The sequence below is a fragment of the Actinomadura physcomitrii genome (genome assembly GCF_008923205.2).
GTDB classification, from domain to species: Bacteria; Actinomycetota; Actinomycetes; order Streptosporangiales; family Streptosporangiaceae; genus Spirillospora; species Spirillospora physcomitrii.
Genome location: NZ_WBMS02000010.1, coordinates 164603 through 186506, shown reverse-complemented (window position 1 = coordinate 186506; position 21904 = coordinate 164603). Strand labels below are relative to the sequence as shown.

Genomic DNA, 21904 nt, shown 5'->3' with positions numbered 1-21904 from the left:
TAGCACAAGAAACTATTTCTCTGGGGAGGGGAGAGCGTGCCGACCAAGCACTATCCGTGGATCGCGCTGAGCAACACGACGCTGGGCATGCTGCTCGCGACGGTCAACTCCTCGATCGTGATCATCTCGCTGCCGGCGATCTTCCGCGGGATCCATCTGAACCCGCTGGAACCGGGCAACGTCAGCTACCTGCTGTGGATCCTGATGGGCTACATGCTCGTCTCCGCGGTGCTGGTGGTGACGCTCGGCCGGCTCGGTGACATGTTCGGGCGCGTCCGGATGTACAACGCCGGCTTCGCCGTCTTCACGGTCGGGACGATCATGCTCGGGCTGGACCCGCTGCACGGCAGCGCCGGCGCCGTCTGGCTCATCGCCTGGCGGGTGTTCCAGGGCATCGGCGGCGCCATGCTGATGGCCAACTCCGCCGCGATCCTCACCGACGCGTTCCCGGCCGACCGGCGCGGCATGGCGATGGGCGTCAACCAGGTCGCCGGCATCGCCGGAACGTTCCTCGGCCTGGTCGCCGGCGGCCTGCTCAGCGAGGTCAACTGGCGGCTGGTGTTCTTCGCCTCCGCCCCGATCGGGCTGGTCGGGACGGTCTGGGCGTACCACAGCCTGATCGAGACGGCCACCCGGGCCGTCCGCGCCAAGATCGACTGGATCGGCAACGCGACCTTCGCGGTCGGGCTGACCGCGCTGCTGGCCGCGATCACCTACGGGATCCAGCCGTACGGCGGCCACGACATGGGCTGGACGAACCCGTGGGTGCTGGCGGGCGTCATCGGCGGCGTCGCCGTCCTCGTGGTCTTCTGCTACATCGAGACCAAGGTCGACGAGCCGATGTTCCACCTCGACCTGTTCAAGATCCGCGCGTTCGCGGCCGGGAACGCGGCCGGGCTGCTCGCCGCGATCGCCCGCGGCGGCATGCAGTTCATGCTGATCATCTGGTTGCAGGGCATCTGGCTGCCGCTGCACGGCTACGACTTCGAGGACACCCCGCTGTGGGCCGGCATCTACCTGCTTCCGCTGACCGTCGGATTCCTGGTGGCCGGGCCGATCTCGGGCTACCTGTCCGACCGCTACGGGGCCCGCGCGTTCGCCTCGGGCGGGCTGGTGCTGTCCGGGCTGGCCTTCCTCGGCCTGCTGCTGGTCCCGACGGACTTCAACTACGGGGTCTTCGCGCTGCTGATCTTCCTCAACGGGATCGGCTCCGGGCTGTTCGCCGCGCCCAACACCACCGCGATCATGAACTCGGTGCCGGCCGGGCAGCGCGGCGCCGCGTCCGGCATGCGCGCCACCTTCATGAACGCCGGCATGGTGCTGTCGATCGGGGTGTTCTTCTCGCTGATGATCGCCGGGCTGTCGAACTCGCTGCCGAAGACGCTGACCGGCGGACTGACCTCGCACGGCGTCTCGCCCGACGTCGCCGCGCAGGTCGGCCAGACACCGCCGGTCGGCACGCTGTTCGCGGCGTTCCTCGGCTACAACCCGATCCAGAACCTGCTGACGCCCTTCCACGCGCTGGCGGGCATGGACCCGCACGACGTCGCCACGCTGACCGGCCGGTCGTACTTCCCGCACCTGATCTCCGACCCGTTCCACCACGGCCTGGTGATCGTGTTCACCATGGCGATCGCGATGTCGCTGATCGCGGCGCTGGCCTCGCTGCTGCGCGGCCGCCGCTACGTCCACGACGACACGGCGGCGGACGCGCCGGAGCCGGTGAAGGCCGGGAAGGACGCCGCGTGAACCGGCGAGAACGCCCCCTCCCGGCGGACCGCTGACGCGGCCCGCCGCACGCAGCCCCGCCCCGGAACCCCCGGCCGCCTCCCGCGGCCGGGGGTTCCGCCTTGCGCGGCTACGGCTTCGCCGGTTCCGGGCAGGAGCCGGTGGTGGCGGTCGGGCTCGGCGCGGGCGCCGGATCCCGCTCGGGGACGCCCGGGCCGGTGCGGCGCAGGTTGTGCTTCCGCATGACCGCCTGCAGGTCGGGGTTGCCGCCGCTGCCGTCGGCGTCGGCGAGCGCGGGGCACGCCCAGGCGTCCTGCCGGCCCCACGAGTAGCTGATGTCGAACGCGGGCCGCGGGACGAGCCGGTCCCACCGGGCGAGGATCGCCCTCATCTCGCCCGCGCGCGGCAGCCGCCAGTTCTTCTCGCCGTCGCTGCAGGACTGCCCGAACGTCTGGAACACCGGCACGATCATCTTCTTGGTGAACCCGGCCCGGGTCGCCTGGCCGACCATCGTGTCGATCGCGTTCAGGTCGCATCCGCCGCGGCCGGAGCGGCACGGGTAGGGGTCGAGCCCGATCAGGTCGAGGTGGGTCTCCGACGGCTTGAGCGGACCCATCGGCCAGTCCGTCAGCGACGCGAACGCCTTCTGGCCCGGCGCGTACCGGTGCACGATGTCGGCGCGCCGCCGCAGCTTCGCGGCGATGTCCGGGCACTGGTCGGGGTTCGGCTCGTCCGACAGGTACCAGCCGTACACGCGGTCGTCGCCGGCGAACCGCTTCACCGTGTCGGCGAACGCCGGCGCGCTGTTCTGCTGGAAGTCCCCGCAGGTGGTGTTGCCGACCCAGAGCAGCGCCCGGCCGCCCTTCGGCAGCGAGGCGATCTCGCCGGCGTCGGGGTCCACGTCGAACAGGTCGTAGCCGAGCGCCGCGGCCTTCGCGCGGTCGCCCGCCGGCATGTTCAGCGCGGCGTGCAGGGTTCCGGTGACGAGGGCGGCGGCGGGGCGGGCGGCGGCGTCGCCGGGCGAGGGGGCGACCAGGTACCCGGTGAGGGCGCCGCCGAGGGCGGCCGCGGCGGCCACCGCGAGCAGTTGCGTCTTCATGATGTCTCCCGGCATCGCTGATGCGGCATGGGCATGAGATGCGCGTCCAGCGTCGCACGGGATCGGTGCGGAGTCCGGGGGAAACCGTCCGCGGGCCGCGATGGCCCCGGAAACGGACGGGACCGGCCGCCCTTTCGGACGGCCGGTCCCGGACGAGCGGTGCGCTCGCGGTGCCGGTGGTGCGGACGCGTCAGACGCGCCAGGAGCGGACGAGCTCGTCCAGCGCCGCCTGGTCGTAGACGATGCCCTGCTCGCCGAGCTCCCTGGCGACCAGCTCGCCGTCGCCGTGGTGCTTGGCCAGCAGCCGGTACACCGCGTAGGGGAACCAGTGGTTGTCGCTGATCCGGCGGATCTCGGCCTCGTCGCACGTGTAGCCCTCGGCGCGCACCTCGGCGAGCGTCGCGGCGATGTCGCCGTGCCGCCGCTCGAGGACGTCGATGACGATGGTGCGCAGGTTCTCCGGGTCGGGGCCGGGGGCGGGCTCCTCGTGCGGGGTGCCGACCGCGCTGCGGCCGTTGAGGCTGCCGCGCGCGGCGGCGCTGACCGCGGCCAGCTCCGGATCCGGCTCGGGCGCGGGGGCCGGCTCGGGCTCGCGGGCGGCGGCCGGTGAGGCGGGCGCGGCGGCGGACGGTGCCGGGGCGGCGGCCGGTTCGGCCTCGCGGGTCCTTGCGGTCGCCGCTTCGTTCGCCGTGCCGTTCGCGGTGCCGTTCGTCCCGGACTCGATCGCCTTGCCGGAGTGGCCGGGCACCTGGATCTGCGGGAAGGGCCCGGTGTTGCGCAGCGGCATCAGCGTGATCTGCTGCAGCGTGACCGGGCCGGCGATGGCGCGCGGCGCGGGCTCGGCGGGCTTCGGCTCCTCCTCGGCGGACTGGCGGGAGACGTACCGGTGCAGTGTTCGCAGCAGGACGAACAGGCCCAGCATCGACACGATCGGCGGGACGGCGGCCGTCGCCTGGTAGGAGAACGACCGGTGCCCGACGTGCCCGACGTTGAAGATGAGGCTGGCCGTCCAACCCGCGAGGGCGATGGCGAGCGGCAGGAAGAAGTCCAGCCAGCTCATCATGTCCCGGCGGCGCAGCACGAAGGCGTCGACGGCGAGCAGGAAGAGGCCGAGTTCGCCCACGATGATGAAAAGGTCGACCAGCAGCGGGAACGAGTCGGCCTTCCATCCGCGCAGGCCGTGTTCCAGCGCCCAGTGGTAGAGCCCGGCGTAGGACTGGGCGAAGCCGCCCGCGGTCGCGGTCATGACCGCGATCGCCATGAAGGCGATGGCCCCCCACCGTGTGATGACCTGTACCCGGTTGGCAGCGCTCATGCGGCAGGTGCTCCAGATTGTCTTACCTAACCAAATGTGATCGGAGGGAGACTATCCATTCCCTGCGCGTTTCGTGGGGGATTCCAGTTACGTCTGTGTACCGGTCGGTCTCCGCCGGTCCGGCGGGGTGCCCGAATCCGGGCCGGGGCGTGCATTGATCCGGGGATCCGGGGAACGGCGACAGCAGGAGCGATTTGAGTGAAATGTCGATTTCGTCGCGGAGAACCCTGGGGGAGGGGGACACCATGAGCGACGCGGACGACGTGCTCGGGGCCGCGCTGCCGCTGGAGTACGAAGAGGACCTGGACCCGCTGCTGGACCGGATCGGCGACGCCTCGTGCGTGCTGATCGGCGAGGCCAGCCACGGCACCCACGAGTACTACGCGTGGCGGGCCGCGATCACCCGCCGGCTGATCGCCGAGCGCGGCTTCTCCTTCGTGGCCGTCGAGGGCGACTGGCCGGACTGCCGCCGTGTCGGGCGGTCGGTCACCCTGGCGCCCGGCGGCGCGGAGGACCCGCGCACCGCCCTGAACGCCTTCGAACGCTGGCCCACCTGGATGTGGGCCAACGAGGAGACCGTCCGGTTCTGCCGGTGGCTGCGCGAGCACAACGCGGGCCTGCCGCCCGACCGGCGGACCGGCTTCTACGGCCTGGACGTCTACAGCCTGTGGGAGTCGCTGCGGGCCGTCGTCGACCACCTGGCCGAGCACCGCCCCGAGTACCTGCGGACGGCCCTGGACGCCTACCGCTGCTTCGAGCCGCACGGCCAGGACCCGCGGTCCTACGGGTGGAACACCGCGCTGGTCCCGGACGGGTGCGCCGAGGAGGTCATGGCGCTGCTGACCCGGCTGCGCCGCCCGGTCTCCCACGGCGACTCCCGCGACCCCGACGAGGAGCTGGACGTCCGGCAGAACGCCGAGATCGCCGCGGGCGCCGAGCGCTACTACCGCACCATGATCGGCGGCGGGCCGGAGTCGTGGAACGTCCGCGACGTGCACATGGCCGACACCTTCGACCGGCTGGCGGACTTCCACACCCACGGCGGCCAGACCGGCAAGGGCGTCGTGTGGGCGCACAACACCCACGTCGGCGACGCGCGCGCCACCGACATGGCGGACGCCGGCATGGTGAACCTCGGGCAGCTCGCCCGCGAGCGGCACGGCCGCGACCGCGTCGTGATCGTCGGGTTCGCGGGCGGCCCCGGCGAGGCGGTCGCCGCGCCGAGCTGGGGCGACCCGATGGAGGTCATGACCGTCCCGCCGCCGGAGCACGGGTCGCTGGAGGCGGTGCTCGCCGGGTCGGAGCTGCACCGCGGCCTGTTCGTGGTGCCGCCCGAGCGCGACATGCCCGCCTTCCTCACCGGGACGCTCGGGCACCGCGCGATCGGCGTCGTCTACGATCCGGACCGCGACCCGCGCCAGTACGTCCCGACGCGGCTCGCCGACCGGTACGACGCGCTGTGCTGGTTCCGGATCACCTCGGCGCTCGCCCCGCTGCACCTGGAGGCGGCGCGGCGCGGCGAGCTGGAGACCATGCCCACAGGCGTGTGAGCAGGGCGTGTGAGCAGGGCCGACAGGCGTGTGAGCAGAGCCGACGCAGGGAGACGAGCATGACGCTGACCATGGGCCCCGGGCCGCTCGCCGGATCGCCCGGCGACGAGGTCAACTTCCGCATCGAGGGGCCGAAGCACCGGCTGTTCATGCACGACTTCCCGCGCCGGGTGCACGCCCGCTTCGGCGGGGAGGTCGTGTTCGACACCGAGCGGGGGAAGCTGCTGCACGAGACGGGGCTGCTGCCCGTCCTGTACGTCCCCGAGGACGACGTCCGGACGGACCTGCTGGAGCGGACCGACCACACCACGCACTGCCCGTTCAAGGGCGACGCCGCGTACTGGACGATCCGCGCCGGCGGCCGCGCCGCGGAGAACGCGGTGTGGGGCTACCCGGAACCGCTGCCCGAATCGTCCTGGCTGCGCGGCTACATGGCCTTCTACTGGGGCCCGATGGACGCCTGGTACGACGAGGACGAGGAGGTGCACGGGCACCTGCGCGACCCGTTCCACCGGGTCGACGCGCGCGCCACGTCCCGGCACGTCCGGGTGCTGCTGAACGGCGAGGTCGTCGCGGAGACCGGGCGGGCGAAGCTGCTGTCGGAGACGGGCCTGCCGAACCGGTTCTACATCCCGGCCGAGGACGTGCGCCGCGAGCTGCTGACCCGCAGCGGCAAGCGCACCGTCTGCCCCTACAAGGGCGAGGCGACGTACTGGTCGCTGGACGGCGCCGAGAACGCGGCCTGGTCCTACGAGGAGCCGCTCACCGACGCGGCGAAGATCGGCGGCCACCTGAGCTTCGACCACGAGGCCGTGACCGTCGAGACCGAGCCGCCGCCCGGCACGTGAGCGCCCGTCCGGCACGTGAGCGCGACGCGCCCGGGGGTGTGACGACTTCGAGGTGAGCCGGTTTACCGGCGGGGTGACCGCGGGCATGTCAAGATTCCCGGCGACCGGTAAGGAGGACGACCGTGCCCCCCTCGTCCCCGTCCGTTCCCCGGCCCGGGTTCTGGGCCGCGCTCGACGCCGCGCAGCGGATCGCGCTGCGCGCCGCCGCGCGGCCGCGCCAGTTCCCGGTCAAGGCGCCGCTGGTGTACCAGGGCGACGAGTCCGACCACGTGATCATCATCGAGCGGGGCTGGGCCAAGGTCACCTCGACCACCGAGGACGGCCACGACGTGGTGCTGGCCGTGCGCGGGCCGGGCGACCTGCTCGCCGAGAGCGCGGTGCTCGGCGGGCGCACCCGGTCGGCGACGGTGACGGCGCTGTCCCCGGTGCGCGCGCTGGTGGTCCCGGCGGGCCGGTTCACCGGGTTCCTGGACGAGCACCCGGACGTGTGGATGCTCGTCACCGGCACGTTCGTGCAGCGCATCGACGACTCCGACCGGCGGCTGCGCGCGCACGTCGCCAGCCGGGGCACCCAGCGGCTCGCGCGGCTGCTGGCCGACCTCGCCGAGCGGTCGGCGCAGCACGTGCCGCCCGCGCCGGACGGGTCGATCGCGATCGGGCCGCCGCTGTCCCAGGAGGAGCTCGGCAGCTGGATGGACGCCTCCCGCGAGACGGTCGCGCGCGCGATGACGGGGCTGCGGGCCGCGGGGCTGATCCGCACCGGCTGGCGCCGGATCACCGTCGTCGACCTGCCGGGCCTGCGCGCGTTCGCCGACGACGCGGAGCCGCCGGGCTAGGGACGCGGGAGCCGGGCGGGTCAATGCTCGGCGATGCGCCGCCGCGCCTCTTCCCAGGTGATCGGCAGGTCGGTGGCCTTCGCCTGCCAGAAGACGAACGTGGAGTCGCGCATCACCGCGCGCTTGGCCCGCATCGTCGACCGGTGCGGCTCGGCGGCGGCGTAGGCGCGGATCGCCTTCTGGTCGCGCCAGGCGGACAGCGTCCAGAACGTCCGCTTCAGCAGCTGGGCCCTGAGGGCGACGCCGTGCGCGCCGTCGGCGCGGCGGGCCTGGCGCAGCAGGGACATCGAGGCGAGGAGGAAGCCCGGCACGTGCCGCAGCGAGCGCACCTCGAGCCGGGACGCCATGACGGTCACCTCGGCGTCGGCGCCGGCGGCGCGCACGGGGATCCAGGGCAGGGTCGGCATGGGAGAGTCCTTCGCTCGGGCGGTGCGCGGGCGCGCAATCTTGTCAATGTCTAGATTGCCTCGGTGCGGCGAACTTGTCAATGGAAAGATAGGATCGGCGGCATGAGCGACGACGCCTACCACCATGGCGATCTGCGGCGGGCCGTGCTGGCGGCCGCCGTGGACGCGATCGCCGAATCCGGACCGGCCACATGGAGCCTGCGCGAGCTGGCCCGCCGCGCGGGCGTCTCGCACGCCGCCCCCGCCCACCACTTCGGCGACAAGGCCGGGCTCCTCACCGCCGTCGCCGCCGAGGGGTACGCGCTGTTCGCCGCCGCGCTCGAGGCCGCCGGCGACGACTTCCACGACGTCGGGCTCGCCTACATCCGCTTCGCCGTCGACCACCGCGCGTACTTCGAGGTCATGTTCAGGCCCGAGCTGTACCGCGCGGACGACCCCGAGGTCGCCTCCGCCCGCGCGCGCGCCGACGGCGTCCTCACGCGCGGCGCCCGGAGCGTCGCCCCCGGCCGCCCCAGCGGCGACCTCACCGCCCCGATCGCCGCCTGGTCGATCGTGCACGGCTTCGCCGAGCTGTGGCTCCGCGGCGCCCTGCCCGCCGAACTCGGCGACGACCCCGTGGCCGCCGCCGAGCCCGTCATCCGCCTGCTGTTCGAAAAGCCCGTCTGAACCGGCGGTCGCTCTGCCGCGCGCCCCGGATCAGCGGGACGCGGGCGCGGTCTCGATGGAGGCGCCCTCCTCCAGTTCGGGGGCGTCCGGCGCGGTGCGCGGGACGACGGCCAGATCGGCGCGGAACCGCCGGTTCAGGGCCGCGCGGATCCGCGCCTTCGGGCTCCGGGCCTGCGGGCTCTCGACGCCGCCGGCCTCGGCCGGGACGTCCAGCGGGACCGCCGGGGCCGGCCGCGGATCGGTGATCGCGGCCGTCCGCTCGGCCGGGAGGCGCCGCTCGACCTCGCTGTACCGGCCCTCCGGCGACCGGCGGATGACGCCGGTCTCCAGGCCGTGCTCGACGAGCGCGAGGTCGCGGCGCTGCAGCCCGACGCAGATCCGGTACGTCACGACGTAGGCCAGCACCGGGCCGAGGACGACCAGGAACCGGAAGAACCAGGTGGTCCAGTACAGCGGGACGTCGAACCGGTCGGCGACGACGTCGTTGCCGCCGGCCGCCCACAGCGCCCCGTAGAACACGACGCCGCCCATGCCGATCCCGGTCCGGGCGGGGACGTCGCGGGGCCGGTCCAGCAGGTGGTGGATCTGCGGGTCGCCGGTGACCCACCGTTCCAGGAACGGGTAGACGGCCAGGCCGGTGAACAGCAGCCCCGGGACCACCAGCGCCGGCACGAGCACGCTCAGCGTCACCGTGTGGCCCCACGCGCTCACCTCCCACGCGGGCATGATCCGCAGCGCGCCCTCCAGCCAGCCCATGTACCAGTCCGGCTGCGAGCCCGCGCTGATCGCGCCCGGGTCGTACGGGCCGAACAGCCAGACCGGGTTGATCTGCACGAACGCCGCGAGCAGCACCGTCACCCCGAGCACCCACAGGAACAGCGAGGTGGTCTTCGCCACGAACACCGGGAAGAACGGGTAGCCGCGCACGGTCGTGTTCGTGCTGCCCTTGCCCGGGAACTGGGTGTGCGTCTGCCGCCACGTCAGCACCACCGCGTGCAGCGGGATCAGCGCCGCCAGGATCCCCGGGATCAGCAGCACGTGCACGACGTACAGCCGCGGGACGATGTCGGTGCCCGGGTCCGCCATCGACGCCGTCCTTTCGTCGGTCTGGACCGGTTCTGCGCATAAGACCGATCAAGCCCGGCGAAACGTGACATCCCGGGATGTGTCGCCCGTCACACCGCGCCGCTCAGAGGTGCAGGCTCAGGCGGTGCAGGCTCAGGAGGCGGGCACCGCCCACCTCTCCCGGCGGCGGTAGCGCGGCAGCCAGCGCGCCCGGTACAGCACCCGGAACGGCGGCGGAAGCAGCCGCATCACCGCGCGGGCGGTCGCGTCGGGCGCCCCGTCCAGCAGCCACGGCACGAACGAGGCCAGCCCCCGCATGCCCAGCTCGCGGCGCATCTCGACGTCGAAGGTCCCCCACTCGAACGGGGTCAGCACGCGGTGGATCAGCGGCAGCATCTCCGTCTCCTTGTAGTCCAGGAGGTCGCTCACCGCCGCCGGAAGCGCCCGCGCGTACTGGCACAGGGCGCGCCGGTCGCCGTGCTCCAGCGCCGCGTCCACCCCGTCCAGCAGCGGCACGACCCGGAACGCGCGCAGCTCCAGCGCCTCGAACACGGCCGGACGCTCCCGGCCGCGCATCACCGCCCACAACGCGCGCTGCTCGGCGGCCTCCTGGGCCAGCCAGTGCCGGCGGAACATCGCCCATCCGCGGGCGACCCGCCCCGGTTCCGGCGCCGCGTCCGCGGCGGCGGCCGACATCCGGGCCATGTCCCGCCGGAACGCGTCGTAGGCGGCGTTCAGCATGGTCAGGTTGAACCGCCGCGGCGTGCTGCTCTCCGGTACGGCGCCCATGCCCCCTCCAAACCCTCCGTACGACCCGTCACAGAGAAGATGGATCAGTGCCGCCGAACGTGACGCGAATCTGGGGCCGGCCGGCTGTGACCTGCCCCACATCGCGCTCGCCCGGACGGTGTCATAAGTCCATGTAATCACCCTTCCCCCGCCGCGCCCCGCTGATGCGGCCCCGCCCCGGGGCCGCTCCACGCGGGAGGCGGCGCACGCCGTCGGCGGCAGGGGAGCCGGGCGTGCAGCGGCCGGACGATCGGGCGAACCTCTGCCATGACCACGATCTTCGCGTACCCTGCCGCCTGATGATTGATGAGCAGACGTCGGTGGACTCCCGGCATGTCCTCTGTGTTCTCGGCACCGGACTGGACCTCGGCGAGGTCGAGGCGATCGCCGCGAAGGAGGGCTTCGAGCTCGACTGGGACTACTCCGGGAACGCTCCGGACCCGCGGATGCCGGCCGCGTTCGAGGCGTGCGGCGCCGGCGCCTCCTTCACCGGCCGGGACTGGGCGGCGGTGCGCGACCACGACACCGTCGCCTACCTGCTGTCGCCCCCGGCGCGTCCCGGCGTCGCGTTCACCGTCGCCCGCCGCACCCTCGCGCTGACCGCCGAGCTGCTGCGCTCCGGCGCCACCGCGGTGAAGAACGAGAGCAACGGCCTCGCGCACGGCCGCGACCGCTGGCTCGACCTCGCCTACAAGGCGTACGCGGGCCAGGAGGCGGCCGTCCCGCTGTACCAGGCGTGCGTCAAGCGGCCGATCACGACCGGCGCGCTGTACTTCAGCTGCGGCATGCACCTGCTCGGCGCCCCGGACGTCGAGCTGGACCACCCGGGCGACCCGCACCCCGACGACGTCCTCGAGCTGATCGACGGGCTGGCGCTCTACCTGCTGATGGAGCAGCGGACGCGGGAGCTGCACGACGGCGAGACGTTCGCGCTGGAGGACGGCGCGGAGCGCTGGGTGCTGCGGCACGGGCCGTGCGACCGGTTCGCGGAGGACGACTTCTTCCACAACCCGCACGGCTACTGGCGGCTCACCCCGGGCTGAGACCGAGGCGGGCGCGGGGGCGTCGGCGTGGGCCGGCCGGGCGGCGGGGCGCCGTCGCCCGGTCGGCCGGCCGGGCGGTCAGGTCACCGGGTTGTCCACCAGGTAGACCGTGGGGGAGGGGGCGCCACAGGTCGCCGCGGCGGCGGATCCGCCGTCGAACGACAGGTCGGCGGCGGCCGACCCGAGCGAGACCGCGGTGCTCGTCGCCGAGGAGGTCGGCGTGAACGGTCCGGCGGTCAGCGTGCCGTCGCTCGGCAGCGGCACCGTGATCTGCTTGTCGCGCGTCAGCGGCGTCTTCGGGATGGCGATGCCGCTCGCCGGGATGACGTTCTGCGTCGCGGGCGTGCCGCCCTCGACCGCCAGGTTCAGCGCCGTGACCTTGCCGGACGCGGACGTGTAGCCCTTGTCGATCAGCTTGTTCACGGTGCCGGCCGGGATCACCAGCGCGCCGCTCGCCTCGGTGAAGGAGAACGCGCTGCCGCGCTCGGCCACCAGCGGGATGTGCGCGCCGACCGCGATCCCGACGTCGAGGGTGTCCGCGCCGACCTTGCACGCGTACGGCGCGTTGATGATACCGACCAGCTCGTTCGAGGCGGGCTCGGGGAAGTTCAGCGGCGCACCGGTGATCTTCGCCGGGGGCTGCCCGGCCGCGCCGCCGACCGCGATCGTCAGCAGCGCGTTGCCCGCCGACGGCTTGCAGTCGGCGGTGATCGGCAGGCTGAACCCGGCCGACGACTTCAGGTTCACCTCGGCGTAGGCGTGCTCGAACGCGAGCGTGACCTTGCCGCTGTTCGGCGCGGTGTAGGGGCCGACGTCGAACGTCCCGGTCAGCGGCAGCCCCACCTTGAGCGGCTGCCCGGCCTGGATCGCGATGTCGTCGATCTCGAACGGCTCGCCCGCCGCGATGTTGATGCTGGACGGGGTGGAGTCGCTCGCCCCGATGCTCAGATCCGTGATCTTCGCGTCCGCCTTGTCGATGCCGAGGACCGGCGCCAGCGAGGTCAGCCAGGACGGGAACGTGATGCTGCCCGACCCCTGCGACAGGTAGAACTGCTGGCCCGGGCCGAGCTGGACGGGCGCGACGCCCTGCACGTCCACGTCCGTCGGCAGGTAGAACACCGGCAGCCCGCCGAGGCTGATCGTGCAGCCGATCGGCAGCTTGAACCGGCCGGTGTCCACCCCGACGGCGGGCACGTCCTCGGGCGGCAGCGCGTGCGCGGGCGGCGCCTGGACGAACGCGATCACCGCGAGGGCGGCGCCCGAGCAGGCGGCGAGGGAACGCCGCAGCCGGCCGCGCCCGGCCGCCGCGGCGCCCGCCTGTCCGACTCTCATGGGGACTCCTCTCAGAAGTACGCATACGTACCTGTGGGTCCCGGACATGGTGAACCCGGGCCGATGGCGCGGGATACGGAGGGTGATGCGGAAACGCTTCGGAGCGCTTAGCAACCGCCCATAGAAACGCCACGCCCGGCCGCGTGGCCGGCCGGCGCCCGCCCACTACAATGCGCGGCATCGAACGACAGCGGCCCCCTGACGACGGCGCCTCCTCCGGCGGCCCGCGGTCCGGTGATCGGCGATCCGGCGGCCTCCGGCTGGCCGAGGTCTACGACCCGGCGCGTCCCGGCCTGCCCCGCGGGCGCAGCAGCCTGCCCGCCCCGGTCGTCCGCAAGGCGCAGCGAGAGCGGCTGCTCGGCGCGGTGATCTCCGCGGTCGCCGAGCTGGGCTACCCCAGCACCACCGTCGCGGTGGTCGTCGCCCGCGCCCGCGTGTCCCGCAAGGCGTTCTACGACCACTTCACCGGGCTGGAGGACTGCTTCCTCACCGCGCTCGCCGACGCCCAGAAGGTGGTGCTGCGGGAGCTGATGAACGCGCCGAAGGGCCTCGGCGAGAAGCCGTCGTCGCTGGCCGTCCTGCAGGCGGGCCTGCGCTCGTACCTGGCGCTGTGCGCGCGCGAGCCGGAGTACGCGCGCTGCATCCTGGTCGAGTTGCCGGCCGTCGGCCCGCGCGCGCTCAAGGGGCGCAACAAGGCCTACGGGGCGGTCGCGGACGTGCTGCGGCTGTGGCGCGAGCACGCCGCGAAACGCCACCCCGAATGGCCGCCCGTCGAGGAGCCCGCCTACCGTGCCGCGGTCGGCGCCATCGCCGAGCTGATCACCGCGCACGTCTGCGCCGGCGACGCGGCGGCCCTGCCCGGCCTGCCCGGCCTGCACGGCCCGCTCACCGCGATCCTGCTGCGAATCCTCGCCGCGCCGCTCCCGGACGACGGCTGAACCGCACCCCGGGGCCGTACGGTGCTGGCATGGGCATGGTGCACACCGTGGGGCTCGTCCTGCATCCCGAACGCGACTCCAAGGCCGCCGTCGACACGATCGTCGGCTGGGCGGGCCGGCGCGGCGGCGCGGTGCTGGGGCTGCCCGACGAGATCGGCCGGATCGACTGCAGCGCCGTGCCGGTCGAGGCCGCCGCGCTCGCCGAGCGCGCGGACCTGCTCGTCAGCCTCGGCGGCGACGGGACGATGCTGCGCAGCATGCGGCTCGCGGCCGGGCCGGCGACGCCGGTGCTCGGCGTCAACCTCGGCCGCCTCGGGTTCCTCGCCGAGATCGACGTGGACGGGCTGGGCACCGCGCTGACCAGCATCGACGAGCACCGCTACGAGGTGGAACCGCGGATGGCGGTGTGCATGCGGCTGCCCGGCGGGCGGGTCGTCTCCGCCTTCAACGACATCGCGCTGGTGCGGATGCCGGGCGACGGGCTCGCGGCGGTGGAGGTGGCGGTGCAGGGCCACCCGTTCGTCCGGTACGCGGGCGACGCGGTGATCGTGGCGACCTCGACCGGCTCGACCGCCTACAGCTACTCCGCCGGCGGGCCGATCGTCTCGCCCGCCGTCGAGGGCTTCCTGGTGGTGCCGGCGGCGGCGCACTCGACGTTCAACCGCGCCGTCATGCTGTCGGCGGACGAGGACGTCGACCTGACCCTGCTGCCGACGTCGGGGACCCTCGCGGTGGAGGTCGACGGCGCGATCGCCGCCGAGCTCAAGGCGGGGGACCGGCTGCGGGTCACCGCCGCCCGCGGCGCCGCCCGGGTCGTCCGGCTCGGCGGGACGACCTTTTACGAGCGCGCCCGCCGCAAGCTGCGCGTCAGCGGCAGCGCCGAAGCGGACTAGGCGGTTCCATCAGGCCGCGCACCCACGTCATACCGCATCGCCGCGGCAGAACCGCCCCGAACAGGTCCGCGAACCACCGCGAACTTCCGGGGCCGCCGATGGCGGCCCCGGAAGTCGCCCTGTGGGCGGGAGGGGTTACGGCCGGTTGAGCGTGATCGAGTTGATCGGCGTCAGGTTGGCGTTGACCCCGGTCTTCGCGGCGATCGGCCGGCCGCAGTCGACGCCGTTGGCGCCCTTGCACAGGCTCGCGGTCGCACCGCCGTACTGGTTGTTGAGGACCCAGTGGTTCCCGAACTGGTTCCGCAGGTTGTGAGCCCCGTACTTCTTGAAGACGTAAGTCGGGTTGCTGCCGGCGGGATCCGCGCCCTCGGGGTAGACGCAGACCGCACCGTCCGGGCACGTGTGCCACGGGTCGTGTGCGGCTGCGGTGTGCGCGGACTCGGAGCCCGACGCGGCCTGGGCGGCGACCGGCGCCGCGGCGAGCAGGGCGGCGGTCGCCAGGCCGGCCGAGGCCGCCATTATCCCGATCGCGTGCTTCCGATTTTTCATGAGATTCCTCTTTTTTGGTTTGCCGTCCGGTCCTCGGTGCGGGACCCGATGCATCGTTTGTAGCCGCTAAGCTGTTGTTCGAGGCCGGTCGGCCGATGGTGAACAAACGGATGCCGAACAATCCGTGTGACTCCGGGAGGGGCGCGTGCCACGGGGTGAGAGCCCTCTGGATCCGGACGGCGGTCCTCTGTTCGAGTTCGCGACGCGTCTGCGGAAGCTGCGGGAACAGGCCGGTCGTCCCACCTACCGAGATCTCGCGCGGAGCACGCATTACGGGATCGCGACGCTGTCCTCGGCCGCGGCGGGACGTCACCTGCCCAGCCTGGCCGTCACCCTCGCCTACGTCCGTGCCTGCGGCGGTGACGAGCGGGAATGGAGGCTGATCTGGCAGCGGACGGCTCAGGCGTGCACCGGCGAGGACACCTCGGACGAGACCGGCACGCAGAACTGCCGAAGGAACGACGCCAGGCCGCCCTATGCCGGTCTGGCCTCGTTCAAGGAGGACGACGCCGGGTTCTTCTTCGGCCGCGAGAAACTCACCGCCACACTCGTCGGACATTTACAGAAAAAGCGCCTTCTCGTCTTGTTCGGTGCGTCGGGATCCGGTAAGTCATCGGTGCTGAGGGCAGGCGTGCTTCCCGCCTTTCCCGGTGTTTCCTCGCTGGTCTTCACGCCCGGCCCGCATCCGCTGGAGGAATGCGCCGTCCGGCTCGCGGCCCGTGCCGGCACCGCGCCCGGCCCGGTGCGCGCCGCACTCGCCGCCGACCCGCACGCCTTCCACCGGACGGCGCGGCAGATCATCGCCGGACGGCAGGAGACGGACTCCGCGGACGGCGACCTGCTCGTCGTCGTGGACCAGTTCGAGGAGGTGTTCACCCTCTGCCGCGACACCGAGGAGCGGGAAGCGTTCGTCGCCTCGCTCGTGCACGCGGCGCAGGCCGCCGACAGCCGCACACGGGTCGCCATCGCCGTGCGGTCCGACTTCTACACGCACTGCACACGGCTGCCCGCCCTCGTCGACACCCTGCCCCATGCCCACCATCCCGTCGGCCCGATGACCGCCGAGGAGCTGAGAGCGGCGATCGTCCAGCCCGCCGCCCGCTGCCGGCTCATCGTCGAGAGCGCCCTGCTGACGACCCTCACAGCCGACGCCCACGGCCGGCCGGGCGCGCTGCCCCTGCTGTCCCACGCTCTGCTGGAGACCTGGAAGCGGCGCCGGGGCAACGCCCTCACGCTGGCGGGCTACCGCGCGGCCGGGGGCTTCGAAGGCGCGCTCACCCAGACCGCCGAGGAGTTCCACCGTGCCCTGAGCGACAGTCGGCGGCAGGCCGCGCGGCGGCTGTTCCTGCGGCTCATCGCGCTGGGCGAAGGAACCGAGGACACCAAACGCCGCGTGCCGCGCCGGGAACTGGACGACGGTTCCGACACCGGGTTCGTCCTCGAACGGGCGACCCGGGCCAGGCTGCTGACCGTCGACGGCGACCACGTGGAGATCGCTCACGAGGCGTTGATCCGCTGCTGGCCCCGGCTCGGCGACTGGCTGGAGAAGGACCGGAGCCAGGAACGTCTGCACCGCGCGCTCACCGAGGCCACCATGCTCTGGGAATCGCTGGACCATGACCCCGACACCCTGTACCGCGGGGTACGCCTCGCCGCCGCCAAAGACCTCCCGCCACAGGCGCTGACCGCCCGGGAACACGCCTTCCTCGACGCCAGCGAGTCGGCGGCGCAGCGGGCACGCGAGCGCGAGGGCCGCCGCCTGCGCCGCCTGCGCCGCCTGGTCTCAGCCCTGGTCGCCCTGCTCGTGTGCGTCGTGGCCGCCACGGGCTTCGCCGTACGGGCACGAAACACCGTCACCCGGCAGCGCAACGAGGCCGTGGCCCTGCAGGCCGCCGACACTGCCGTGCTCCTCGGCCCGTACGACCCGTCACTGGCCGTCCAGATCGCGCTGGCCGCCTACCGCCGAACTCCACAGAAACGCACGCGGGACGCCCTGCTCGGCACCGTGTCCGTCGCGTCGCTCGGCCCCGCGACGACCGGCCGCACGCCGGCCGGGCTGGTACCGGCCGTGACCGGCGACGGCCGCACCCTGGCCATGGCCGACGGCTCGCAGGTCGTCCTGTGGGACATGAGCGATCCGCGACGGCCCCGCCGACTCGGCGCCACCAACGCCGACGGAGCGGGCCTGGGCTCGATCGAGTTCACCCCGGACGGCGACACGCTCCTCGGTGTGGACGGCCGCCGCGCACTCTGGTCGTGGGACGTCACCGACCCGCGCAAGCCCACGCTGCTGTCCAAGAGGGCCACGGGGCACACCGACGCCGTCTACTCCGTCGCCGTACGCCCCGACGGGCTCGTCGCCGCCACCGGCAGCTACGACGACACCATCCGCCTCTGGGACCTCGCCGACCCGACAGCCCCCCGCATGCTCGGCACGCTCACCGGTCACACCGACAACGTCAAACCCGTGGTCTTCAGCCCCGACGGCAAAACCCTCGCCTCGGGCTCCGACGACCACGACGTCCGCATCTGGGACGTGACCGACCCGCGCCACGGTGCCCCCATCGCCGTCCTCAAAGGACACGAGAACTTCGTGGACGCCCTCGCCTACAGCCCCGACGGCCGGACGCTGCTGAGCGGGAGCGACGACCATACGGCCAGGCTGTGGGACATCAGCGGCCTTCCCCGGTACCGCGGGCTGGGCGAGTTGGCCGGACACGCCGACATCGTCACCGGCGTGGCCTTCGCCTCCCATGGACGCACGGCGGTGACCGTCGGCGTGGACGGCGTGGTGAACGCCTGGGACATGACCGATCGCGCGCACCCCACCCCTGCGGCCCACCTCACCAACCCCCGTGGGACGGTCAAGGAAGTGCGCTACCTCAAGACGGACGGCACGTTCCTCACCGTCACCGCCCACTACAGCGTCCAGATCTGGTACACCGACCTCGGCCGGGTGCTCGCCGACGCCTGCGACCGCATCCACGGCACCATCAGCCGCGCTCAGTGGAACCACCACTTCCCCCGCCTCGACTACGCCCCGCCCTGCGACCGCTGACGAGTCCCCCTCGTCTGTGGCCGTTCCCCACCGCCTCGGTGCCCACGACGTCGCGCAGGTCAGGCGATCTGGACCGCGATCTCCGGGGCGGCCTCGGCCGCCGGATACCGGGTCAGGACGAGGTCGTCGTGGCCCGGAACCACATCCGCTTCGCGGGCGGCTTGTTTCAGCCAGGACAGCCCTTCGTACATCTCGGGGAGGCTGGAGGCGATGTGGAAGGGCCGTTCCCGTTCGAATTCCTCGTAGGTGTGCGAGGCGTCGGAGGCCAGGATGACGCGCCGTCCGCCGGCGCCCTCTATTTCGACCACGATCTGGCCGGGGGTGTGCCCTGGCACCTGGTGGAAGGAGATGCCGGGCGGGCGCGGGTCTTCCGCGGGCACCCGCAGCAGGCGGCCCTCGCGGTGGGCCTGCTGCACGAGGGCCACTTCCTCGGCCTCGACCGCGGGGGCGAACTAGCGGGCGGGCACCGATCGGGCCGGTCCAGAACGCGTACTCGGCCGCACCGGTCACGATCCGGGAGCGGGGGAACAGGTCCAGGTTGCCGATGTGGTCGTAGTGGAAGTGGGTGAGCACGACATGCGACACATCGGCCGGATCCACCCACCCGGTCCAGCGCGTCGGGCACCGGGGTGGTCAGCCGGCCCGCAGCCGCCGGAACGCGCCCCGGGAGCCGCGGGCGGCGCGGCGGGCGAGCGCGACCGACAGCACGGAGGCGAGGGCGACGATGCCGCCGCGCACCCAGGCGTTGTCGTTCACCATCGAGGGGTGGTCGCGGAGCAGGTAGATGGCGCCCATCGTGAGCCAGCTGAGCGCGAGGTAGCCGCCGGTGAGCAGCTTCATCTCGCGGAAAGCCCGCAGATTCCGCGGGTGGTGGAGATCCTGTGCGGCGCCGTTCGCGTTCTCGTTCATACCGGACATGGTCCGCGCGAGGGCCCGGTCACCGGCAGTGAGATCGCCCATCAGCCGCCCATGACATTCGTCATGGGCCGGCCGTTCACGGTCGGGACGCCGAGCGCCCGGAACAGGAACGCGGTGAGCTGGGCGGCGGCCGCGGACGCGCTCTCCCGCGCGGTCCCGGCGAGCTGGTGCTCGAACGCCCGGCCGAGCGCGGCCCGGATCGACCGCGCGTCCGGCTCCGGGTCCGCCCACGGCAGCGACCCGTCCGCGGCGCCGGCCGCGAGGATCGCGGCGATCAGCGCCTCCTGCTCGGCCACCGCGCGGGCGCGCTCCTCGGTGCAGCCGCGGGCGCGCGCCGCCTCGCCCGAGGCGAGCGCCAGCGCGCGGCGGCGGCGCCGGTCGTCGGCGGTGATCCGGAGCATGCCGTCGACGACCGCGCGCAGCGCCTCGGGCGGGCCCGCGGCGGACGCCGCCCACGAGCGCATCTCCGCCGTCAGCAGCGCGCCGTCGCGGCGGAACATCGCCAGCAGCAGCGCGTCCTTGGACGCGAAGTGCCGGGCGAACGCCTCGCCCGGCAGCCCCGCCGCCGCGACCACGGCGCCGACGGTCACCGGCACGCCGTTCGCCGCCGCCAGGCAGCGGTACGCGGCATCGATGATGCGGTCCCTCTCGGCGGCCTCACCCGGTGCCGTCACGGCCCCTCCCCGCACGCCATCGTCCGGACGTCCCGGGCGCCGCGCCGAGCCCCGGGAGCCTCCAGCCTAACCCGGCGCCCGCTCGCCCGTCCGTCCCCACCAAGGCCACGCTGGGGTGGCCGGACGGCCCCGTTCACCTCGCTCACCTGCGCGGATTCGATGGGGGGCGGGGCCGCGCGGGGCCGCGGCCCGGCGCTACACTCGCCTCCCGGTAGAGATCATCGCGCGGATCCGCCGTCCCGCCGGAGGGTCCCCGGGCGAGAGGGACCGGCGTGCACATCTCGATAGCGGACCTCGCGGACGGCGCGGCGGACGCGCCGCCGCTCGACGGGGACGGCGCGGTCCGCGACCCCCTGGCCGTCGTGGAGCTCGCGCCCGCCGACGCCGCGGTCGCCGGGCGCGCCGCGCGCCGCGCCCGTGACTGCGACCGCCTCCTCGTCGGGGTGGGCTCGGGCGACCCGGCGCTGGTCCGGGCCCTCGACGTCACCCTCACCACGGCGGCGGACGCCGGGCGGGAGAGCGTCGCCGTCGACGATCCGGCCGAGCGCGCCGCGGCGCTGCGGGACGCGGCGGAGCGCAGCCCGCAGGCGGCGCTGGTGCTGCGGGACGTGCTGCGCACCACCGAGGGCTTGGACGTCCCGGCCGCGCTGGACGTGGAGTCCTACGCGTACTCGACGCTGCTCGGCGGGGCGGAGTTCGCGCGGTGGCTGGCCTCGCGCGGGCCGCGGCTGCTGCCCTCCGACGTCAAGGACCCGGTGCTGCTCGCCCGGGACGGCGACGTGCTGTCGATCACGCTGAACCGGCCGCAGCGCCGCAACGCCTACGGGCGCCAGCTGCGCGACGCGCTCGTCGACGGCCTCCGCCTGGCGCTGCTCGACGACGGGATCGCCCGCGTCGTCCTGGACGGCGCGGGCCCGGTGTTCTGCTCCGGCGGCGACCTGGACGAGTTCGGCACCGCGCCCGACCTGGCGACGGCGCACTTCGTGCGGACCCGCGGCGGCGCGGGCCGGCTGATCCACCGCCTCGGGCCGCGCGTCGAGGTCCGCGTGCAGGGCTCCTGCGTCGGCGCCGGCGTCGAGCTGCCCGCGTTCGCCGGCCGCGTCGCCGCCGCGGCGGACGCGACGTTCCGGCTCCCCGAGGTGGCGATGGGCCTGATCCCCGGCGCGGGCGGGACGGTGTCGCTGCCGCGCCGGATCGGCCGGTGGCGCACCCTGTACCTCGCGCTCGCCGGCGAGCCGGTCGACGCGCGCACCGCGCTCGGCTGGGGCCTGGTCGACGCCGTCCTGCCGTGAGGGCGGCCGGAACCGCGCCGGGACGCGTCGGATAACGTCTCGACCGTGCGACCCACCATCTCCGAGGAACCCGAACCGCGCCTGGAAGAGCGGCACTCCGTCCTGGAACTGCTGGATCTGGAGGAACTCGACCGGGACCTGTACCGCGGCGCCCTCGTGTTCGACGACCCGTACCCGCTCTACGGCGGGCAGGTCGCGGCGCAGGCGCTGCGCGCGGCGGGCGGCACCGTCCCGGAGGGGCGGCTGCCGCACTCGCTGCACGGCTACTTCCTGCGCGGCGGCGACGCCGCCCGGCCCACGATCTTCCGGGTCGACCGCGACCGGGACGGCCGCTCGTTCTCCGCGCGGCGCGTGGTCGCGGTGCAGGGCGGCGAGGTCATCTTCAACATGTCGGTGTCGTTCCAGCGGCCCGCCGAGGACGAGGACCGCCAGGTCCACCCGGCCCCGGACGCGCCCGCCCCCGAGACGCTGCGCGACGCGGAGGTGCCGCGGCTGTTCTCGATGGAAGGCCGCGTCCCGCCGCAGCCGTACCCGGCGTCGGACTTCCCGACCCGGATGTGGTCGCGCTGCGTCGAGCCGCTGCCGGACGACGACCTGCTGCACGCGTGCGTGCTGACGTACCTGTCCGACATCTCCTCCGGGCTGACGGCGCTGCACGACGGGACGGCCCGGTCCGGGTCGAGCCTCGACCACTCGGTCTGGTTCCACCGGCCCGTCCGGATGGACGACTGGGTGCTGATGGACCTCGTCCCGATGACCGCCGCGGCGGGACGGGGCCTGTACTCGGGAACGATCCACGACCGCGGCGGCGTCCTCGTCGCGAGCCTCACCCAGGAGTGCCTGTTCCGCACCCCGCGCGATCACCCCGCCTCGTGACCGGGCCGCCCCGCGGGAACCGTGACCG

The 21904-nt window shown here is 73.5% G+C and carries 21 protein-coding genes and 1 pseudogene; 11 read left to right on the top strand and 11 right to left on the bottom strand.

Annotated features, from left to right (window positions below):
* The first annotated feature begins 36 nt into the window (after positions 1–36).
* Positions 37–1749: an MFS transporter gene (locus F8568_RS15340; RefSeq protein WP_328600890.1), complete on the top strand. Its 1713-nt coding sequence runs from the start codon at positions 37–39 to the stop codon at positions 1747–1749.
* Between the two features lie 109 nt (positions 1750–1858).
* Here F8568_RS15340 and F8568_RS15335 read toward each other — a convergent pair whose 3' ends face one another.
* Positions 1859–2827, bottom strand: coding sequence for a hypothetical protein (locus F8568_RS15335; RefSeq protein WP_151594212.1), 969 nt, complete (start codon positions 2825–2827; stop codon positions 1859–1861).
* Between the two features lie 190 nt (positions 2828–3017).
* Positions 3018–4142 carry a DUF2637 domain-containing protein gene (locus F8568_RS15330; protein ID WP_151594211.1) on the bottom strand — a complete coding sequence of 375 codons (1125 nt, stop codon included), beginning with the start codon at positions 4140–4142 and terminating at the stop codon, positions 3018–3020.
* Positions 4143–4387: 245 nt separating this feature from the next.
* Between F8568_RS15330 and F8568_RS15325 the strand changes: the two genes are divergently transcribed.
* The 3 genes from F8568_RS15325 to F8568_RS15315 all read left to right on the top strand — a co-directional run bounded on the left by F8568_RS15325 (position 4388) and on the right by F8568_RS15315 (position 7376).
* Positions 4388–5692 (top strand): erythromycin esterase family protein, encoded by a 1305-nt coding sequence (locus F8568_RS15325; RefSeq protein WP_151594210.1) that lies wholly within the window; start codon positions 4388–4390, stop codon positions 5690–5692.
* A gap of 59 nt (positions 5693–5751) precedes the next feature.
* Complete coding sequence (locus tag F8568_RS15320; RefSeq protein ID WP_151594209.1) at positions 5752–6540, top strand: DUF427 domain-containing protein; 789 nt, start codon at positions 5752–5754, stop codon at positions 6538–6540.
* A 122-nt stretch (positions 6541–6662) separates the two neighbouring features.
* Positions 6663–7376, top strand: coding sequence for a Crp/Fnr family transcriptional regulator (locus tag F8568_RS15315; RefSeq protein ID WP_151594208.1), 714 nt, complete (start codon positions 6663–6665; stop codon positions 7374–7376).
* A 20-nt stretch (positions 7377–7396) separates the two neighbouring features.
* Here F8568_RS15315 and F8568_RS15310 read toward each other — a convergent pair whose 3' ends face one another.
* Positions 7397–7783, bottom strand: a complete 387-nt coding sequence (locus tag F8568_RS15310) for a DUF3291 domain-containing protein (RefSeq protein ID WP_151594207.1) — start codon at positions 7781–7783, stop codon at positions 7397–7399.
* 102 nt (positions 7784–7885) lie between these two features.
* Between F8568_RS15310 and F8568_RS15305 the strand changes: the two genes are divergently transcribed.
* The gene (locus F8568_RS15305) at positions 7886–8449 is read left to right on the top strand and encodes a TetR/AcrR family transcriptional regulator (RefSeq protein WP_151594206.1); all 564 of its coding nucleotides are present in this window, start codon (positions 7886–7888) and stop codon (positions 8447–8449) included.
* A gap of 30 nt (positions 8450–8479) precedes the next feature.
* Here F8568_RS15305 and F8568_RS15300 read toward each other — a convergent pair whose 3' ends face one another.
* Positions 8480–9535 carry a cytochrome b gene (locus F8568_RS15300; protein WP_151594205.1) on the bottom strand — a complete coding sequence of 352 codons (1056 nt, stop codon included), beginning with the start codon at positions 9533–9535 and terminating at the stop codon, positions 8480–8482.
* Between the two features lie 132 nt (positions 9536–9667).
* On the bottom strand, positions 9668–10303 hold the full coding sequence (locus tag F8568_RS15295) for a hemerythrin domain-containing protein (protein ID WP_151594204.1): 636 nt from the start codon (positions 10301–10303) through the stop codon (positions 9668–9670).
* Between the two features lie 299 nt (positions 10304–10602).
* On the opposite strand from F8568_RS15295, the gene F8568_RS15290 reads away from it, so the two are divergent.
* A complete protein-coding gene (locus F8568_RS15290; protein WP_151594203.1) occupies positions 10603–11346 on the top strand; it encodes a DUF4261 domain-containing protein in 744 nt (247 codons plus the stop codon).
* Positions 11347–11424: 78 nt separating this feature from the next.
* On the opposite strand, the gene F8568_RS15285 is transcribed toward F8568_RS15290, so the two are convergent.
* The gene (locus tag F8568_RS15285; protein WP_202124970.1) at positions 11425–12678 is read right to left on the bottom strand and encodes a hypothetical protein; all 1254 of its coding nucleotides are present in this window, start codon (positions 12676–12678) and stop codon (positions 11425–11427) included.
* A gap of 170 nt (positions 12679–12848) precedes the next feature.
* Between F8568_RS15285 and F8568_RS15280 the strand changes: the two genes are divergently transcribed.
* Together F8568_RS15280 and F8568_RS15275 are read left to right on the top strand one after the other, a co-directional pair.
* Positions 12849–13616 (top strand): TetR family transcriptional regulator, encoded by a 768-nt coding sequence (locus tag F8568_RS15280; RefSeq protein ID WP_151594202.1) that lies wholly within the window; start codon positions 12849–12851, stop codon positions 13614–13616.
* Between the two features lie 29 nt (positions 13617–13645).
* Positions 13646–14509 (top strand): NAD(+)/NADH kinase, encoded by an 864-nt coding sequence (locus F8568_RS15275; RefSeq protein WP_151594201.1) that lies wholly within the window; start codon positions 13646–13648, stop codon positions 14507–14509.
* A gap of 135 nt (positions 14510–14644) precedes the next feature.
* Here the strand turns inward: F8568_RS15275 and F8568_RS15270 are convergent, their stop codons facing one another.
* The gene (locus F8568_RS15270) at positions 14645–15058 is read right to left on the bottom strand and encodes a hypothetical protein (protein WP_202124969.1); all 414 of its coding nucleotides are present in this window, start codon (positions 15056–15058) and stop codon (positions 14645–14647) included.
* A 145-nt stretch (positions 15059–15203) separates the two neighbouring features.
* Between F8568_RS15270 and F8568_RS50370 the strand changes: the two genes are divergently transcribed.
* Positions 15204–18116 (top strand): nSTAND1 domain-containing NTPase, encoded by a 2913-nt coding sequence (locus tag F8568_RS50370; protein WP_151594200.1) that lies wholly within the window; start codon positions 15204–15206, stop codon positions 18114–18116.
* A gap of 59 nt (positions 18117–18175) precedes the next feature.
* Here F8568_RS50370 and F8568_RS15260 read toward each other — a convergent pair whose 3' ends face one another.
* The 4 genes and pseudogenes from F8568_RS15260 to F8568_RS15245 all read right to left on the bottom strand — a co-directional run bounded on the left by F8568_RS15260 (position 18176) and on the right by F8568_RS15245 (position 19708).
* Positions 18176–18532 (bottom strand): MBL fold metallo-hydrolase, encoded by a 357-nt coding sequence (locus tag F8568_RS15260; RefSeq protein WP_151594199.1) that lies wholly within the window; start codon positions 18530–18532, stop codon positions 18176–18178.
* 67 nt (positions 18533–18599) lie between these two features.
* Positions 18600–18716 (bottom strand): annotated as a pseudogene (locus tag F8568_RS51005) (MBL fold metallo-hydrolase); the annotation flags it as partial.
* Positions 18717–18749: 33 nt separating this feature from the next.
* Positions 18750–19025, bottom strand: a complete 276-nt coding sequence (locus F8568_RS15250) for a hypothetical protein (RefSeq protein WP_151594198.1) — start codon at positions 19023–19025, stop codon at positions 18750–18752.
* Positions 19026–19075: 50 nt separating this feature from the next.
* Positions 19076–19708 (bottom strand): TetR/AcrR family transcriptional regulator, encoded by a 633-nt coding sequence (locus F8568_RS15245; protein WP_151594197.1) that lies wholly within the window; start codon positions 19706–19708, stop codon positions 19076–19078.
* A 272-nt stretch (positions 19709–19980) separates the two neighbouring features.
* Here F8568_RS15245 and F8568_RS15240 point away from each other — a divergent pair, with 272 nt between their 5' ends.
* A complete protein-coding gene (locus F8568_RS15240; RefSeq protein ID WP_202124968.1) occupies positions 19981–21000 on the top strand; it encodes an enoyl-CoA hydratase/isomerase family protein in 1020 nt (339 codons plus the stop codon).
* A 45-nt stretch (positions 21001–21045) separates the two neighbouring features.
* On the top strand, positions 21046–21876 hold the full coding sequence (locus F8568_RS15235; RefSeq protein ID WP_328600889.1) for an acyl-CoA thioesterase: 831 nt from the start codon (positions 21046–21048) through the stop codon (positions 21874–21876).
* The last annotated feature ends 28 nt before the right edge of the window (positions 21877–21904 follow it).

Excerpts from the sequence above, each read along its gene's own strand:
- F8568_RS15335 (WP_151594212.1), bottom strand. The coding sequence starts at position 2,827 with ATGAAGACGCAACTGCTCGCGGTGGCCGCCGCGGCCGCCCTCGGCGGC.
- F8568_RS15330 (WP_151594211.1), bottom strand. The coding sequence starts at position 4,142 with ATGAGCGCTGCCAACCGGGTACAGGTCATCACACGGTGGGGGGCCATC.
- F8568_RS15325 (WP_151594210.1), top strand. The coding sequence starts at position 4,388 with ATGAGCGACGCGGACGACGTGCTCGGGGCCGCGCTGCCGCTGGAGTAC.
- F8568_RS15320 (WP_151594209.1), top strand. The coding sequence starts at position 5,752 with ATGACGCTGACCATGGGCCCCGGGCCGCTCGCCGGATCGCCCGGCGAC.
- F8568_RS15310 (WP_151594207.1), bottom strand. The coding sequence starts at position 7,783 with ATGCCGACCCTGCCCTGGATCCCCGTGCGCGCCGCCGGCGCCGACGCC.
- F8568_RS15305 (WP_151594206.1), top strand. The coding sequence starts at position 7,886 with ATGAGCGACGACGCCTACCACCATGGCGATCTGCGGCGGGCCGTGCTG.
- F8568_RS15300 (WP_151594205.1), bottom strand. The coding sequence starts at position 9,535 with ATGGCGGACCCGGGCACCGACATCGTCCCGCGGCTGTACGTCGTGCAC.
- F8568_RS15295 (WP_151594204.1), bottom strand. The coding sequence starts at position 10,303 with ATGGGCGCCGTACCGGAGAGCAGCACGCCGCGGCGGTTCAACCTGACC.
- F8568_RS15290 (WP_151594203.1), top strand. The coding sequence starts at position 10,603 with ATGATTGATGAGCAGACGTCGGTGGACTCCCGGCATGTCCTCTGTGTT.
- F8568_RS15285 (WP_202124970.1), bottom strand. The coding sequence starts at position 12,678 with ATGAGAGTCGGACAGGCGGGCGCCGCGGCGGCCGGGCGCGGCCGGCTG.
- F8568_RS15280 (WP_151594202.1), top strand. The coding sequence starts at position 12,849 with ATGCGCGGCATCGAACGACAGCGGCCCCCTGACGACGGCGCCTCCTCC.
- F8568_RS15275 (WP_151594201.1), top strand. The coding sequence starts at position 13,646 with ATGGGCATGGTGCACACCGTGGGGCTCGTCCTGCATCCCGAACGCGAC.
- F8568_RS15270 (WP_202124969.1), bottom strand. The coding sequence starts at position 15,058 with ATGAAAAATCGGAAGCACGCGATCGGGATAATGGCGGCCTCGGCCGGC.
- F8568_RS15250 (WP_151594198.1), bottom strand. The coding sequence starts at position 19,025 with ATGAACGAGAACGCGAACGGCGCCGCACAGGATCTCCACCACCCGCGG.